General features: G+C 68.6%; 10 protein-coding genes. 4 read left to right on the top strand and 6 right to left on the bottom strand.

Annotated elements, in window-relative coordinates; all coding sequences use genetic code 11:
- Positions 1 to 73 precede the first annotated feature (73 nt).
- A complete protein-coding gene (locus C1746_RS09390) occupies positions 74 to 1,162 on the bottom strand; it encodes a glycine betaine ABC transporter substrate-binding protein (protein WP_205711788.1) in 1,089 nt (362 codons plus the stop codon).
- Between the two features lie 177 nt (positions 1,163 to 1,339).
- Here C1746_RS09390 and C1746_RS09380 point away from each other — a divergent pair, with 177 nt between their 5' ends.
- A complete protein-coding gene (locus C1746_RS09380; RefSeq protein WP_116714346.1) occupies positions 1,340 to 1,624 on the top strand; it encodes a DUF427 domain-containing protein in 285 nt (94 codons plus the stop codon).
- Here the strand turns inward: C1746_RS09380 and pulA are convergent.
- Positions 1,597 to 7,953 carry a pullulanase-type alpha-1,6-glucosidase gene (pulA, locus tag C1746_RS09375; protein ID WP_116714345.1) on the bottom strand — a complete coding sequence of 2,119 codons (6,357 nt, stop codon included), beginning with the start codon at positions 7,951 to 7,953 and terminating at the stop codon, positions 1,597 to 1,599. The two genes, C1746_RS09380 and pulA, sit on opposite strands and share 28 nt — an antisense overlap.
- A 198-nt stretch (positions 7,954 to 8,151) precedes the next feature.
- Positions 8,152 to 9,144 carry an oxygenase MpaB family protein gene (locus C1746_RS09370; RefSeq protein WP_116714344.1) on the bottom strand — a complete coding sequence of 331 codons (993 nt, stop codon included), beginning with the start codon at positions 9,142 to 9,144 and terminating at the stop codon, positions 8,152 to 8,154.
- Positions 9,145 to 9,224: 80 nt separating this feature from the next.
- On the opposite strand from C1746_RS09370, the gene ald reads away from it, so the two are divergent.
- Positions 9,225 to 10,355 carry an alanine dehydrogenase gene (ald, locus tag C1746_RS09365; protein WP_116715644.1) on the top strand — a complete coding sequence of 377 codons (1,131 nt, stop codon included), beginning with the start codon at positions 9,225 to 9,227 and terminating at the stop codon, positions 10,353 to 10,355.
- Positions 10,356 to 10,367: 12 nt separating this feature from the next.
- On the opposite strand, the gene C1746_RS09360 is transcribed toward ald, so the two are convergent.
- Positions 10,368 to 12,104 carry a DNA polymerase gene (locus tag C1746_RS09360; RefSeq protein ID WP_116714343.1) on the bottom strand — a complete coding sequence of 579 codons (1,737 nt, stop codon included), beginning with the start codon at positions 12,102 to 12,104 and terminating at the stop codon, positions 10,368 to 10,370.
- 62 nt (positions 12,105 to 12,166) lie between these two features.
- Between C1746_RS09360 and C1746_RS09355 the strand changes: the two genes are divergently transcribed.
- Positions 12,167 to 12,679 (top strand): hypothetical protein, encoded by a 513-nt coding sequence (locus C1746_RS09355; protein WP_116714342.1) that lies wholly within the window; start codon positions 12,167 to 12,169, stop codon positions 12,677 to 12,679.
- A 7-nt stretch (positions 12,680 to 12,686) separates the two neighbouring features.
- On the opposite strand, the gene C1746_RS09350 is transcribed toward C1746_RS09355, so the two are convergent.
- Positions 12,687 to 13,463, bottom strand: coding sequence for a lysophospholipid acyltransferase family protein (locus tag C1746_RS09350; RefSeq protein ID WP_116714341.1), 777 nt, complete (start codon positions 13,461 to 13,463; stop codon positions 12,687 to 12,689).
- 55 nt (positions 13,464 to 13,518) lie between these two features.
- On the opposite strand from C1746_RS09350, the gene C1746_RS09345 reads away from it, so the two are divergent.
- Complete coding sequence (locus C1746_RS09345) at positions 13,519 to 15,504, top strand: protein meaA (RefSeq protein ID WP_116714340.1); 1,986 nt, start codon at positions 13,519 to 13,521, stop codon at positions 15,502 to 15,504.
- 40 nt (positions 15,505 to 15,544) lie between these two features.
- Here the strand turns inward: C1746_RS09345 and C1746_RS09340 are convergent, their stop codons facing one another.
- A complete protein-coding gene (locus C1746_RS09340) occupies positions 15,545 to 16,537 on the bottom strand; it encodes an endonuclease/exonuclease/phosphatase family protein (RefSeq protein WP_162867570.1) in 993 nt (330 codons plus the stop codon).
- Positions 16,538 to 16,582 lie beyond the last annotated feature (45 nt).

Here is a 16,582-nt window from a genome sequence, read left to right as displayed (position 1 = left end):
CGAGAGGCGGCCAGAACGAGCGATGGACGGGAGCACGTGCTCCCGCCCATCGGCGTGATGTAGCTCTCAGCAGCTATCCGGAGAACTGCTCGAGGTACCCGGCGGCAACGTCGGCGGGGTCTTCGCCGTCGACCGACACCTGTCGGTTGAGCTCAGCCATCGTGGGAATGTCCAACGGCTCATGGATCAGGCTGAAGAGCCCGTCCAGGTCCTCTGGTGCATTCTGATAGACCTCGTCCCGCATCGTGGCGGAGATGTTGTACAGAATGAACACACCGGGATCGTCGATGACGTCCAGCTCGAGGAACGGGATGCGACCGTCGGTGGTGAAGATCTCTCCGAAGGTGCAGCCACCTTCAGCCGTCTCGGTGTAGATCACCTCGGTACCGAGGATCTCCTGCTGCTCCTGCGGGATGGTGAAGCCCGTGGCCTCCTCGAAGAGCACCAGACCGTCAGGACGGCTCGGGAACTCCTGCTCCATGCAGACGGTGGCGTCGGGGTTCTCAGCCAGGTAGTCGGCCATGCCCTGCAGGTCCAACTCGCCGTTCTCCTCGACGAAGTCGGGGCCGACAGCAAAGCCGTAGGTGTTGTTGAACGGGGCACGATCGATCCACCGGATCGAGTTCTCCTCGATGTCCTCTTCGCGGACCATCTCGGTCAGCTGGTCGGGATCATCGACCGGGTCCTCATTGCCCAGGTGGACGGTCCAGCCCGTGCCGTTGTACTCGGGGTACACGTCGATGTCGCCGTTCACCAGTGCATCACGGGCCACGTTGGTCCCGCCGGTGTTCGACTCGTCGGTCACCGTCGCACCGGCCGCCTCGAGGGCCTGGATGTAGATCTGGGACAGCACCAGTTGCTCGGCGAAGTCCTTGGATCCGACGGTGATCTCGACGCCGCTCAGGTCGAAGTCAGAGAGCGTGCCCCCGCTGGAGGCCCCCGCTTCCTCGCCGTCGTCCTCGGCCATCTCCTCGCCGTCGTCCTCGGCCATCTCCTCGTCGTCCATGGCCTCGGTGGCCTCGTCGTCCCCCCCAGCGTCGTCGGCGGCCGCCTCGGTGGGCTCCGCTTCCTCGTCGGTCGTTGCGGTGTCGTCGTCGGATCCGCTGCACGCGGCGGCCAGCAGTGCCAGCACACCGATCAGCGCCAGAAGTCTCAATCTCAATGTTGCGTGGATAGCTCTGTCCTTTGTGTTGAGTGGTTTGGCTCCATGAGAGCCATACCCCGAATACCCCTCCTATATCAGTAGTAGCACGGTGGGGTCCGGAATACGAGTGGTCGACCAGGAGTTGTCGCATCCCGGGACCCACTCTGGGCTCGCACGCAACGCTAAGGAACGGCCATGGCAACCGCAACGCTGGGCGGCACGGTGATCGCGCAGAGCGATGACACCAAGATCGTCGAAGGCAACCACTACTTCCCGCCCGACTCGGTCTCCGGGGAGTTGTTCACGACCACGGACCACCACACCCACTGCCCGTGGAAGGGCGATGCCAGCTACTACACCATCGAGGTCGATGGTGTGAAGCACGAGAACGCCGCTTGGTTCTACCCGGACCCGAAGGCGGACGCGGCCCACATCAAGGACCACGTCGCGTTCTACCCCGTGGTGTCGGTCACCACCTGACCTCCACCGCCGCCGAGCCCGGCCCGATGGCAGGGCCACCAGCGCGGGCAGTTGCGTGGAGCCCGCACGTCGACCGGCACAACCGCCTGGATCTGCTGGCCGTCTCGTAGCGCGCCGACCAGTGTGGACTCGGTGTCACCGGCCACCAGTCCCGTCTGGGCCACCAGGAACAGGCAGGTGGCACGCTCGTCGTCACCGTCTCGGTCCCAGTCGACCGACCAGCACCACCAGGGACGGGCTTCGGCCGGGCCGAAGCCGACCGTGCGCCGGTCGACCTCGCCCAGGTCCACCTCGCCGCTGAAGGCGCTGACCACGACCCAGCCCTGAGCCTCCGTCAGTCGCCGTGGCACGGCGACCGCGTCCAGGCTGATCACGGCCGACTCCTCGAACACCGATGTCGTCCGCGCCGGCACGGTGAACGTGCCGGTCGTCGCGTCGTAGGACGCACCTGCGACCGCCGCGTCCTCAGAGGCCGCGAGCACCGGGTGCAAGTCGAGCTGCCGCCCCGCAAGCGGCTCCACGGTGAAGGTCTGCTCCTCGTCGGTGCCATTGAATAGCACCACGAGTCGGTCTCGCTCGGGGTCGAGGTCCAGCCCGCCCGTGTCATCCAGGTGCATGGCGATCAGTCCAGGTACCTGGTCGGCTCCGGTGTTGAGGAACTGCACGACCTGCTGGACCTGCTCGGCGCTCTCCAGCGCGAAGAGGGGTGAGGATTGCTGGACCTCGAGATGCTCGGCGACTCGGGCGTAGGAGGCCTGGACCGCAGCGCTGTCGGCTTCGAGAGCCGGGTCAGCCAGCAGCGGCCGCATCTCCGGCCAGCGATCGGAGTTGTCCGGCGCCGGCGGCAACCCGATGCCGAAGCGGTTGGTCTGGTAGGTCCAATCGACCTCGTTGAAGTGGTCGCCGGAGTTGAAGCTGTTGCGGTCGAGCGACTTGGATCGCAGCAGCTCCGACCCGGCGTGGAAGAACGAGATGCCCTGGCCGTACACCACGGTCGACAGACCGAGCGCCTGCATGCGCACCCGGGTGTCCATGGTGGCGTCGGCCGGCAACTTGAAGACGTTGGAGTCGTACAGCGTCTCGTTGTCGTGGGCGGACACGTACAGGACGTTCTCCTGCGGATCCGCCGTGTAGCCCGTGGGTGAGCCGTTGTAGTCCACCTCGGCGCCGGTCACGGTCGCGCCGGTCCGGTCGATGAAGGTGTAGGCAGCCAGGTTGCCGGCCAAGCCGACACGGATGCGATCGGCATTCAGCAACAGCGCGTCGCGTTCGTCAGCGCTGCCGTCGTTGCCGTCGACCCCGTTCGGATCGGTCCACTGGCCCGAGCCGAAGCCCTGGTTTGACCGCTGATCCTCGTCGAACGGGCCCCCGCCGCGCACGCCGTCGCGCAACCGGTCGTTGAAGGTGGCGATGCCGGTCCCGGCCATGTTGGCCTGTGTGGCCTGCACGAAGCGGGCGTCGTTCGCCACCTCGCCGAAGTTCCAACCCTCGCCGTAGAGGGCGATCCGCGACCCGTCGACCCCGTCATCCTCCAGCGTCAGGGCGTCGAGCGCAGCGCGGACGTCCAGCATGTTCTGGCGGGGGTGGTGGCCCATCAGGTCGAAGCGGAACCCGTCCACCTTGTACTCGCGGGCCCAGGTGACGATCGAGTCCACGACCAGACGGCCCATCATCGCGTGTTCGGGGGCCGTGTTCTGGCAGCAGGTGGAGGTGGCGATGGCGCCGTCCTCGAGCAGTCGGTGGTAGTAGCCGGGGACGATTCGGTCGAGCACGGACTGGTCAGCCTGGCCGGCGGCGGCCGTGTGGTTGTACACCACGTCCATGACCACGCCGAGTCCGGTGTCGTTCAGCGACTGGACCATGCCGCGGTACTCCACGATCCGCTGGGTTCCCATCGGATCGGTGGCGTAGCTGCCCTCGGGGGCGGTGTAGTGGTAGGGGTCGTAGCCCCAGTTGAACCCGTCCTCATCGGCCACGGCCTCGACCCGCTCCTGCTGGACCTCTGAGTCCGCCGGCCAGTCGTCCAGGCTCGCCTCGGGCGAGGGGTCCGGCTCGGCCTGGTCAGCCCGCACCTCCTCGATGGTGGCGATGTCGAAGGTCGGCAGCAGGTGCACGGCGTTGATGCCGCTGGCGGCCAGCGACTGCAGGTGGGCCATGCCATCAGAGTTCTCCACACCGAACGCCGCGTAGGTGCCACGCAGGTTCGCCGGGACCGTCTCGTCACGGATGGAGAAGTCACGGACGTGGAGCTCGTAGAGGTTGAGCTGCTCGGGCCGGTCCGGAGCGGTGGTGCCCACGTCGTCCCAGCCGGGCGGCTGCAGGGCCGCATCTCCCGCCAGGTCGACGATCTGGCTCTTGGTCGAGTTGGTCGACAGCGACAGAGCGTACGGGTCGGTCACCAGGTTGGTCTCGAGGCTGTTCGTGGTCGGGGTGACCACATCGACCTCGAACAGGTAGTAGCTGCCGGCCCAGTCGGGGGTTCCGGTCACGCTCCACACGCCGGTGGCGTCGTCACGTGTCATGGGCAGCTGCTCGTCGGGCGAGTCCGGGTCTGCGTCGCCGACCGAGTACCGGCGAAGCGCCACGTCCTGAGCGGTCGGCGCCCACACGGCGATGGTCGGCTGCCCGCTCTCCCAGGTGACGCCCAGCCGCGTGTCCGTGGCGTACAGCTCGTCGATGACACCCGGCAGCTGCAGACCGGTCGCGTCCACTCGGACGCCGTCTGCGACGGCCGAGACGGCCAGCTGGCCTCGCAACCAGGTCGGGACGTCGATGTCGCCGGGCACCCGGAGGACGTCCAGCCCGGCCAGGTGCGGGTAGGCCTCGGCGAGACCCGCGGGCAGGCTGTCCGAGACCCACTCGAGCGGCACCTGCTCGTCCCCGTCGATCCCACCCTCGACCAGCTCCAGACCACCGTCGGCGGCGTAGTGCAGCGCGTAGGTGCCGTCGGCGTCGGTCTCGACGTCCCAGGCGATCGTGTCGCTGGTCAGCCAGTGGGCCGACTGGGTCGCGAGCGAGCCGCCCTCGCCCGGTCCGTCACAGCCGCTGATCGGCAGAACGTACCCGGGCTCGCCGGACTCGATCCAGACCTCGTGGCCGACACCGTCCAGATCGAGGAACTGGTCCTCGGGCAGGTCCTTCTCGTCCCCACGGTGGAGGATGTAGGCGAGCTCGGAGGCGCCGTCGACCAGATCGATGTCGTACCGGGCACCCCAGCGGTCGACGCTGGTCGGCTGGACCGGAGCGGGCCAGTCGGTCGGGTTGGCCGACCCGGTCCAGGTGTGGACGCCCCAGAAGTCGGTGAAGTCATCGCTCGGCCAGGTGCCGTAGTCGCCGTCAGGGCGCTGGTAGTGCAGGACGGCGGTGTCGGTCGCCGAGGCCGCGGAGCGGTGGATCTCCTCCTCGCCCGACTGGATCCAGACATCGCCGTAGTCATCCGCGGGGATAACGGACATGTCCGGGCCGGGGTCCTTCTCGTCGCCGCGGTGGATGATGAAGTTGAAAGCACTGTCCGCGTCGTCGATCGGGACCTGCCAGTAGGCACCGAACTCGTCCACCCCGTCCGGGGCCCGGGGGGCGGTCCACTCCGTCGCGACGCCGTCGGCCAGCGCATCACCCCACAGGTGCAGGCCCCAGAAGTCGGTGAAGTCGTCGCTCGGCCAGGTCCCGTACTCGCCGTCCGGCCGCTGGTAGTGGACGCTCACGTAGCCCTGGGCAGCGGCCTGCGAGGTGTAGGTCGTCGGGTCGCCGGCGTTGATCCACACCTCGGGTGAGACCCTCGGGTCGAAGATCCGGTCGTCCTCGGTGCCGTCCTTGGTCCCGTTCCCGTCCACGACGATCACACCGACCTGCTGGGCGTCGGGCGTCAGGTCAAGGGTGCGGAAGACACCGAAGTCGTCCTCGCCGTCCCACGGCAGCCCGTTCGGGTAGTCCCCCGGCATCGTGTTCGTGATGTCGAAGAAGGACCACAGGGTCCAGTCGTCGTAGGCGCCGTCGGGCCGGTTGTAGTGGACCACCGCAGTGTCGACCGAGCAGTCCCCACCACCGCCCGGGTTGCCTGGTGCAGGCACCTCACCCTCCAGTGTGGCGGAGGAGAGGTTGCCGGAGCCATCACGCGCGACGGCCTTGACCCGGACCGACGTGCCGGGTGCGGCGTCGGTCCGGTAGTGGACGGCGTACGGTGCGTTGTCGTCCGTCCCGGCGACCGCCCACTCCCCACCGTCGATCGAGACGGCGAACGTCACCTCGGTGAAGGTGTCCTCGTCCAGCTCGGCGGACAGCACCAGGCCGTGCTGCTCCTGACTGTCCTGCTCGATGTCGAAGCGGTCCAGGTCGTTCAGCGTGATGCCCGGTGCCGCATCGCGGGCCGGCAGCGCAGCGTCGGCCTGGAAGATGGTCAGGGAGAGCGGCGGCATGGTGACGCTCACCTCGCCGCTCGCGGAGCTCGTCACCGGCGCCGGCTGACTGTCACCGGATGTGTCGGTCGACCAGAGCTGGTTGAACGTGGCGTCCGGGGTCCCCGTGGCGAAGGTTGCCGACGCCTCGGTCTCGGCGTTGTTGGCCACCACCAGGTACTCGACCTGATCCTCGCGCAGCACCCGGGAGAAGGCGACCAGCCCGGCACTGTCCTGCGCATATCGCGGCAGCTGCGCGCCGCTGCGGAGCGCCTCGTGGTTGCTGGTCAGCGCCGACAGATCGGCGATGGTGAGGTACAGCGGGTGATCGGTGTCGAAGTTGTCGTCCGCTGGGGTCTCGGTCGACCCGATCTGGTCGTCGTCCTGATAGATCGGTGTCTGACTGGGATCCAGGTTCTGTCGCGCCTCCTTGTCACCGCCGGTGCCGGTGAACCCCTGCTCGTCGCCGGAGTAGATCACCGGCATGCCGCGAGCGGCGTACATCAGCGCGTGGGCGAGGACGTCGCGGGCCAGCAGCTCGCTGTCGTCCGCACCGTCATTGGCCTGGGAGATGAACGTCCCGATGCGGCCCATGTCGTGGTTGCCGAGGAACGTCGGCAGGCTGTACACGTTGCTGTCGGCGTCGGTGTACCAGTCGTCGGAGGCGAAGAAGGCCGCCAGCTCATTGGTCGGCGCACTGCGAGCCGCGAAGGCCGTGGCGCGGTCCTGGAAGCCGAAGTCGAGCACCGCCTGCATGTCGGTGTTGGTCGTGAAGATCGACAGGAACGCCGGGTCGGCGGTGAACACCTCGCCGAACATGAAGAAGTCGTCGTTGTCGGGGTTGTCATCGGTGGCCACGTCGTCGAGGACGGCCGGGACCCACTGCTCCCAGAACTCCCGGTTGACGTGCTTCACCGTGTCGATCCGGAACCCGTCGATGTCGTAGTTGTCGGTCCAGAAGGTGAAGATGTCGGTCATGCCCTCGACGACCGTCGGGTGTTCGGTGAACAGGTCGTCGAGGCCGAAGAAGTCGCCGTAGGCGGAGTTCTCCCCCGAGAAGCTCGAGTCGCCGCGGTTGTGGTACAGGGTCGGGTCGTTCAGCCACTCCGGGACCTTGATGGTCTCGTCCTCCGCCGTGGCGAAGGTCGGCGTGTACGGGAACGACACGGCCGGGTCGAGCTCGGGGAAGGTCCCGGTGCCGGCGAAGTCCCGGTCATCGAAGGGCTCGCCCGTGACGTCCAGGTAGGGCTGGTCGGCCTTGGGGACGTAGGTGAACACCCCCTCCTCGTAGGTGATCACGTCGGCCGTGTGGTTGGTGATGATGTCGAAGAACACCTTGATGTCGCGATCGTGGGCCGCGTCGATCAGGCTCTCGAGCTCCTCGTTGGTGCCGAAGTGCGGGTCGATCTGGGTGTAGTCGACGGTCCAGTAGCCGTGGTAGCCGGCGGAGATGTCGGGCTCGACGCCCTGGACGGGGCGGTTCTTGAAGACCGGGGCCATCCAGATCGCGGTCACGCCCATCCCCTCGATGTAGTCGAGCTTGTCCAGCAGCCCGGCCAGGTCGCCCCCGTGGTAGAAGCCCTGGTCGGTCGGGTCGAATCCGTGCTCCAGCATCTCCTCGGTGGTGCAGGTGCCCTCGTAGTCGCCGCAGTTGTTGTCAGCTCGACCATCGTGGAAGCGGTCGGGCAGGACGAAGTAGAAGACCTCGTCGTCCAGTTCGTCGCGGAGTGACGGCAGGGCCAACTCCTCGTCCGCCGGCCAGTCCGTGTCCGCGGACTGCGCGGCGGTCGCCGCAGCGCTCGGGGCTGCTGTGCCGGTCGGCTCGACTCCGCCCGGGTCGGAACTGGCGGGCTCGGCCGTGGCCGGTGGTGAGAGCAGACTCAGGATCAGGAGGAGGGTGATCCAGACGGGAACGAACCGACGGGCGAGCGACATGACTTCTCCGATGTGGAGCGGCGAATAGCGGCTGTCACAAGCCGTCACGGCGACGACACGGCTCGTGAGCCGTCAGTCTTGACGGATCCGCCCGCAGGATCAAGGGCAAAACGCGACGGTGTTCGGCACCACCGCCGACACTCGCTCACGGCCCGCACACGTCCGGCAGTTGGCCATCGGGCCGGTTCGTTCAGGACGTCAGGCTTCGGCCCGCCTGCCCGCCTGCTCCGCGCTGGGTGAGCGCGATGCCAATGCGGTGCGCAGTGCCACCAGGGCCACCTCTGCGTTGAGGCGCATCATCGTGGCGGGAACCTCACCGATTGGCAGGCCGAGCAGCCGCAGGGTCCCGGGCTCGAGGGTGGCCAACGCGCCCGCCAACGTCGGGAGGTATCCCAATCGCAGCAGTGGATCGACCGGCGGCCAGAGCAGGAACTTCAGACAGGTCCGCCCCTGCTGCCCGACCGCGAGGGCGTCGTCGAAGCTGGCCAGTCGCTCGTCCAGCGCCTGCTCGGTCAGCGGCATCCAACCCTCCTCGATCAGCGGCAGGGTGACGTCCCCCCGATGGAGGGCGGCGCCGAGGTCCGGAATCCCGGACAACTCCTCCAGGTCGACCCGCGGGTCGAGCAGGCTGGCCACGCGGGATTGCTCCGCCACGAAGCGATCGCGGTCGGCTTGCGGCAGAGGATTGGTCCCGAAGGCCCGGTCGCTGACCAGGAAGCTGGCAGTGGCCGTGATCGAGACCCAGGTGAGGAGGTCTGGTCGGGCGGCGTCGTAGGGCCGACCGTCCGGCGCGTGTCCGGTGACGCGTCGGTGCATGGCCCGGACACGTCGGGTCACGCCGACCGCCTCCGCCGTGGACCCGAAGGTGATCAGGGCGAAGTAGGCAGAGGTCTGCTGCAGCCGCTCGAGAGGTTCGTCGAGGTATCGCGAGTGATCGCTCACGCCGGCCATCGCCAGCGGGTGGGTCAGTTCGACCAGCAGCGACCGGATCCCGCCGACGATCGAGGCCGCGTCGCCGAACACCTGCCACGACGCGCTGCCCGGACCGAACAGGCCGTGGTCCCCTGGCGTGCCGTCGGGGTCCAGCGGGGGTTCACCGAACGAGCGGCGGAGCCAGTTGCGCACCGCCCACGACAGACCCGGCACCGGCGCCGAGGGCAGCCGTGCGGCGGTCTGGCTGAGGATGCTCATGCTCCCACCGTGCCCCGTTCGGCCCTCCGCCAAAGGGGTTAGGTTGTGGGCGGCAATCGAGGCGACGAAGAGGTGTGATGATGCGAGTTGGAGTCCCGACGGAGATCAAGAGCGGCGAGCGCCGGGTTGGGTTGACGCCGGGCAGCGTCGCGGAACTGGTCGCCCATGGACACGAGGTCCTGGTCCAGACCGGATGTGGGGACGGGATCGGGGCCACACCGGATGACTACACCGAGGCGGGGGGACGCCTGGTCCCCGACGCCGAGACGGTCTTCGCCGAGGCCGAGATGGTGGTCAAGGTCAAGGAACCACAGGCCGCCGAACGGGCGATGCTGCGGGCAGGACAGGTCCTGTTCACCTACCTCCACCTCGCGCCGGACCCCGAGCAGACCAAGGATCTGGTGGAGTCGGGTGCCACCTGCATCGCCTACGAGACGATCCACGACGACGCTGGCGGCCTGCCGCTGCTGGCCCCGATGTCGCAGGTCGCCGGACGCCTGAGCGTGCAAGCGGGGGCTCACGCCCTGGAGACGCAGAGCGGTGGTGCCGGCATGCTCCTCGGGGGCGTCCCGGGTGTGGCACCAGCCAAGGTCGTGGTGATCGGCGGAGGTGTGGTCGGGGTCAACGCCATCGAGATGGCCATCGGGCTGGGCGCAGACGTGACCGTGCTCGACCGCGACCTCGGCGTCCTCGACCGCCTGTCCCGTCGCTTCGGGGCGGAGTTGCGGACGATCTACTCGACGGGAGCGAGCCTGCGGGCCGAGGTGCTGGCAGCCCACCTCGTCATCGGCGCCGTGCTGGTCAAGGGGGCGCGGGCACCCCGACTCGTGACGGCGGAGATGCTGCCGGAGATGCGTGACGGGTCCGTGCTGGTCGACGTGGCCATCGACCAGGGTGGTTGCTTCGAGACGTCACGGCCGACCACCCACGCGGACCCGACCTACGTGATCGATGGGGTGGTCCACTACTGCGTGGCGAACATGCCCGGCGCGGTGCCACGGACCTCGGCGATGGCCCTCAACAACGCGACGTTGCCCTACACCATCCGGTTGGCTGATCACGGGGCGAAGACGGTGCTCTCCCAGGACCCCATGTTCGCCGCCGGCTTGAACGTCCACGCCGGGATGGTGACGGAGCCGGCGGTTGCAGCGGCTTTGGGCTATGACCACGTCGACCCGATCACGGCGCTGCACCGATCGTTGACGGACTGACCGCGCGGCCCATCAACCCTTCGCGGCCCAGGACGAGCCGACCGCCACGTCCACCGCCGGAGGAACCTCACCCAGCACCTCCCGGCCGGCCTCGACCATCGCCTGCTCCACCAGCATCCGGCCCTCCTCGGCGTGCGCAGCCGGGACCTCGGCGACCAACTCGTCGTGGACCGTCAGGACCAGGCCACGCGGGGCTGCGGGGTCGTCACCGAATCGGTCGGCCAGCGCCTGCTCGGTCCGCGCGACGGCGAGCTTCGTCATGTCGGCGCCGGCGCCCTGGATGGGTGCGTTGCGGGCGAAGGTCCCAGCGTCGGTGAGGTAGCGTGCCCGGCCGAGGGGCGTGGCGACCCGGTGGGTACGGCGGGCCTGTGATTCGATGCCCCGCAGCCAGGCGGCCACCTGCGGGAAGCCCGCGAAGTAGGCGTCCATGGCTGCCCTGGCATCAGGCTCTGTCATCCCCGTGGCCCTGGCGAACCCACGAACACCCATGCCATACATCAGCCCGAAGTTGAGGGCCTTCGCGGCCTTGCGCTGGTCGGCAGAGACCGCCTCGGCGTCCACCCCGAAGACCGTGGCGGCGGTGCGGCTGTGCAGGTCAGCGCCCGATGCGAAGACCTCGGTCAACGCCGCATCGCCAGAGACCGCCGCCAGGACGCGCAACTCCTGCTGCGAGTAGTCGGCCACCACCATGACGTTCCCCGGACCGGGGACGAAGCAACGCCGATAGGTCGGGTCAGCGGGGATCTGGGTCAGGTTCGGGTCGGAGTGCGCCATCCGGCCCGTGCCGACGATCTGCTGGATGCTGGCGTGGACACGGCCGGTGGTGGGGTGGAGTGCCCGCTCGACCCAGTCCCCACCCCAGCCGCTGACCAGCTTCGCAGCCTGTCGATAGGCGAGGAGCGCGTCGACCGCGGGGTGGTCGGTGTGATCACGGAGGACGGCTTCCCGAGTCGACTCGAGGTGCAGACCGGTCCGGCCCAGGGCCGTGATGACCTGCTCCGGTGAGTCGAGGTTGACCGGCTCCGGACCGAACAGCGTCTGCGGGGATGTGTCGGTGACCAGCGCCCGCTGCGTCCGGTCGTGCAGGGCCGGCAGGCGTCGTTCGGTGACCGCCAGCGTGGTGCGCCAGGCGTCGGCATCGAGCCCGATCCCACGATGTTGCATGGCCGTGACCCCTCGGAGCGCGTCGAACTCCAGTCGGGCGACCCGGACCATGCCCTGCGCCTTCAGCTCCTCGATCTGCTCGGCGAAGGTGTCCCAGGTCACGCGGGCGTCCAACGCGCCGTACTCGATCTGGGTGTCGGTCAAGGTCCCGCCGTCCATGAACGTCGTGCGGACCGACTTGTCCAGCACGATGTCGAACCGGTGGAGGGCGATCGCGGCCAGCGACGCGCCGACCGGGGTGACCGCGACGCCGTCGAGCAGCTGCTGGGCCAGCATCGTGTCGGCAACCCGGCGCGTGTCCAGGCCCGTGGCCCACAACATGCGCAGGTCGAACGCCGCGTTGTGGAACACCTTCAGGCGTTGGGTATCGGCCAGGACCTTGCTCAGGCTCTGCGCGTCGACCCGCGCCGTGTCGAGGACCAAGACCGGATGTGCCGGTCCGGCGGCCACCTGCACGAGGCGGACACGTGAGCGCCACGGGTCCCAGCCGGTCGTCTCGGTGTCGACGGCCAGGAAGGGGACACTCGCCGTCTCCGCCAGCCAGGACGAGACATCCGCCGCGCTGCTGGCTTGGAGGACCTCCATGGAACGATCTTCCCAGGTCGTGCGTCCAACCAGTCGCAAGCACCCGCGCTAGAAAGGTCATCATGCGTCCCGTGTCTCGAAGCCTGCCCGTCGTCGCGATCGTGCTGCTCTCCGCCGTGCTGCTCGGAGCCTGCGCCGCAGAAGACGAGGCCGCAGATGTGACCGTCCAGCCATCGGACGACGCTTCCGATGCGCCGGTTTCCGCTGACGAGAGCGACGTGCCCGCGCCGACAGAGGGCGACACCGCCGGCTCTGACGGGGTCTCGGAGACGGCGGAGGAGTCCGCGGATGGGGCGTCGGGGCCCCGGTTCCCGTTGACGGGCACGCTGGAACTGGTCGAGGTCGAGGGTGGCTGCCTGGTGCTCGACGTCGACGGCGAGCAGTACGAGGTCCTGGCCGACCCGAGCTCCGAGCTGGCAGTCGACGCACGCAACGGCGTGGTCGCGGACGCCAGCGGCAGCGAGATCGCCAGCGCCGGCGACGAGGTGACGGTGGAGGGTGCGATCGACCCCGGCATGGCGACCTTCTGCCAAGTCGGAACGCCACTGTTCGTCACCGCGATGACGGCGAGTTGACCGGGGCCTACCCGCCGCCCTCCCGCTCGGCCTTCCGCCGCCGACGTCGTTCGATCCGCTCCTGGCGGATCATCTCCTCAGCCTCCTCCGGCGTGGGGGCTGACCCGCCCAGGTGCGCCGGTTGCCACCAGCTGTCCTCCGGCCCGGCCGGGACCTGGGTGTAGGCCTCCTGCAACGCCACGACCAGCCCCGTGATCTTCTCCATGAGCCGGCGGCTGAGGTCTCGGGGCTCGTCGTCCTGGTCGTACGGGATCGGTGGGCCGAAGGTCACCCTGATCTCGATGTTCCGCTCGATGTTCTTCGTGACCGCCTTGGTCGAGAGGCGCTGACAGCCCCACACCGCCGTCGGGATCAAGGGCACGCCGGACTCGAGCGCCATCCGGGCGGTGCCGGTCTTCCCCTGTGCCGGCATGAACGACCGACTGATCGTCCCCTCCGGGAACATCCCGATCACCTGTCCTAGCGCCAGACGCTCTTTGGCCAGCCGCATGATGGCCATGGCATCGCCGTCCCGGTCCACGGGCAGGTGCTTCATACCCCGCATGAGGGGCCCGGCGACCGAGTGCTCGAACACCTCCTGCTTGGCGGCAAACCGCACCAACCGGTCGGCCTCGCGAGCGCCGTAGCCCACGACCACGAAGTCCAGGTACCCGATGTGATTGCTGGCCAGGATGGCCGGACCGGTCAACGGGATGTTGTGTGCGCCGCTGACGTGCACCGTCCAGCGCATCGCCTTGAACAAGCCGACAGCGGCACCGATGACCGGTGTGTAGACGGGTTCCATCGGTTGGCACCATACGCTTTGTGGGCGACTCTGCGCGTCCTGCACACTGACAGGTATGAACCAGCGCGAGCGCGACCGTCCCTGGCTGATCCGCACCTACTCGGGGCACTCCTCCGCCAAGGCCTCAAACGAGCTCTACCGATCGAACCTGGCGAAGGGCCAGACGGGCCTGAGCGTTGCGTTCGACCTGCCGACCCAGACGGGGTACGACGCGGACCACGTCCTCGCCCGGGGCGAGGTGGGCAAGGTCGGCGTCCCGATCTGCTCGCTGGCGGACATGGAGACCCTCTTCGACGGAATCCCCCTCGCCGAGATGAACACCTCCATGACCATCAACGCCACCGCTGCGTGGCTGCTGGCGCTGTACATCGCCGTCGCCGAGAACCAGGGGGTCGACCGATCCGTCCTCCGCGGCACCACGCAGAACGACATCATCAAGGAGTACCTCTCCCGCGGGACCTACGTCTTCGGTCCGGAGGAGTCGCTCCGCCTCATCGGCGACGTCATCACGTTCACGGTCGCCGAGGTCCCCAAGTGGAACCCGATCAACATCTGCAGCTACCACCTGCAGGAGGTGGGGGCGACCCCGGTGCAGGAGGTGGCCTTCGCCATGGCCACCGCCACTGCGGTGCTGGATGAGATCCGCGGCCGGGGAACGGTGTCGGAGGAGGACTTCGGCAGGGTCTTCGGACGGATCTCGTTCTTCGTCAACGCCGGCATCCGGTTCGTGGACGAGGTCGCCAAGCTGCGCGCGATGGGACAGCTGTGGGCCGAGCTCGGCCGTGAGCGGTACGGCGTCCGCGACCCCAAGCACCTGCGGTTCCGGTACGGCGTCCAGGTGAACTCCCTGGGTCTGACCGAGGCGCAGCCCGAGAACAACATCGCCCGGATCGTGCTGGAGATGTTGGCTGTCACCCTCTCCAAGGACGCCCGGGCCCGCGCCGTCCAGCTGCCGGCCTGGAACGAGGCGTTGGGCCTGCCCCGCCCCTGGGACCAGCAGCTCTCGCTTCGCATGCAGCAGATCCTGGCCTACGAGACCGATCTGCTCGAGCACGAGGACATCTTCGCCGGCTCCCACGTCATGGAGGCGAGGACTGCGGAGGTGGCTGACGCCGCGCGAGCGGAGTACACCCGGATCCTCGACATGGGCGGGGCGGTCTCGGCTGTGGAGTACATGAAGGCCGAATTGGTCGCCTCCAACGCGGAGCGGCTCCGGCGGATCGAGTCCGGGGACCAGACGGTCGTCGGTGTCAACGCGTTCACGGAGTCGGAACCCTCCCTGCTGATGGACGGACTTGACGGCGGGATCATGAAGGTCGACCCGGCCAGCGAGGCCGAGCAGATCGAGCGGTTGGAGGCCTTCCGGGCGGAACGGGACGACCAGGCGGTGGCGGGGGCGCTCGCGGAACTGCGGGAGGCGGTGGCCGCTGGTGAGAACGTGATGCCCGCGTCCATCGCCGCCGCCAAGGCTGGCGTCACATCGGGCGAGTGGACCGAGGCACTGCGAGCCGAGTGGGGGACCTACCGGGGGCCGACCGGGGTTTCGGCCGCCGCGGCACTCCCCCCCTCGGCCGTCGGAGGCGACGGTGCGGAATCGTTGGCGGCCGCCCGTGCGGCGGTCGCGCGGGCTGAGCAGCGACTGGGCACCAAGGCACGCCTGTTGGTGGGCAAGCCCGGTCTGGACGGTCACTCGTCGGGCGCCGAGCAGATCGCCGTCCGGGCTCGGGATGCCGGGTTCGAGGTGATCTACGAGGGGATCCGGTTGACGCCGGCTCAGATCGTTCGGGCCGCGGTGGACGAGGACGTCCACCTGATCGGCCTGTCGATCCTCTCGGGCTCACACGGTGAGTTGATTCCGGAGGTGTTGGAGGGCTTGCGGGGCCAGGGCGCCGAGGACATTCCCGTCGTCGTGGGCGGGATCATCCCGGCAGCGGATGAGGAGGCCCTGCTCGCCGCAGGCGTCGCCGCGGTGTACACCCCGAAGGACTTCGAGGTGAGTCGGCTCATCGCCGAGATGGCCGACCTGGTCGCGCGGGACTAGCGGCCGCTGGGCCGTCGATACACCGAGAAGCCGGAGATACCTACGAACCGGAGCCCTCGGGCGGCACGCTCAGGGTCGGGTCAGGCACAGCCAGCCGGGCGATGACCGCACGGTGGTCCGACCCCTGGACGGGCGTGACATCGAACGCCAGCGTCGCGACCCCAGGACCGGTCAGGATGTGGTCCAGCGGGATCCCCGGAAACCACGACCGGTCAGGCCAGGTCGGACGGTGGCCCTGTCCCACCGCCTCGGCAGCATCGGTCATGCCCCGGTCCACGATCGCCCGGAACCGGCGGTGGTCAGCAGTGGCGTTGAAGTCGCCGAGCATGATGTCCAGTGGGGCGAGATCAGCCAGGGTCGCTAGCTCCTCTTCCCACAGCGGCGCCCCCTCCAAGCCGATCGGCGGGACCGGGTGCACCGCAGCGACGCTCATGGGAATCCGGTCCGATCGTTGGACCTCGACGTGGATCGTCGCGAAGGTCGTCGCCACGGGCGCGAGTGGTTGCAGTGGGTCGCGGGACCACACGCCGGACCCACCGGCCCCGCCGCGGAACTCAACGACCCGGTGCGGGAGGAACTCGTCGATACCCGCGTCGGTCAGAGCCTCGACGAAGGGCTGGTCGATCTCCTGGAGGGCCAGCAGGTCGACCTGCTCGGCGATCCTGACGACGTCCTCGACCCTGGCCTGGCCGAAGAGCACGTTCAGCGAGGCGACCCGGAACTCGGGCGTGCCCGCCTGCACGGTTGCCGGTGCACCCACCGCCCGGGGTACCAGGAACAGAACGCCGACACCCACCGCCACCGTCATGGTCACGGCGGCCACCCGGTTCCGGGTCAGCCAGGGGACGAGGCACAGCAACGCTGCGGCAGCCACGGCATAGGGGAACATGGCCATGGCGGGGATCAGCAGGGGCCCGACATCCAGGCCCACCGCGCGGACGATGACCCCGGCGACCGTCATGGACGCCAGCAGCCACGAGAGCGAGCCCGAGACGACCTGACCCAACGACGTGCCCGGGGACTGCACCGGCATCGACCGCGGATGCTCGAGGGGAGGAGACGACGCCATGACCGGCCA

The organism is Euzebya tangerina, from assembly GCF_003074135.1.
In the GTDB taxonomy this organism is placed as follows: Bacteria; Actinomycetota; Nitriliruptoria; order Euzebyales; family Euzebyaceae; genus Euzebya; species Euzebya tangerina.
Note: the sequence above shows the minus strand (reverse complement) of the source record. Positions and strands in the feature narration are given on the sequence as shown.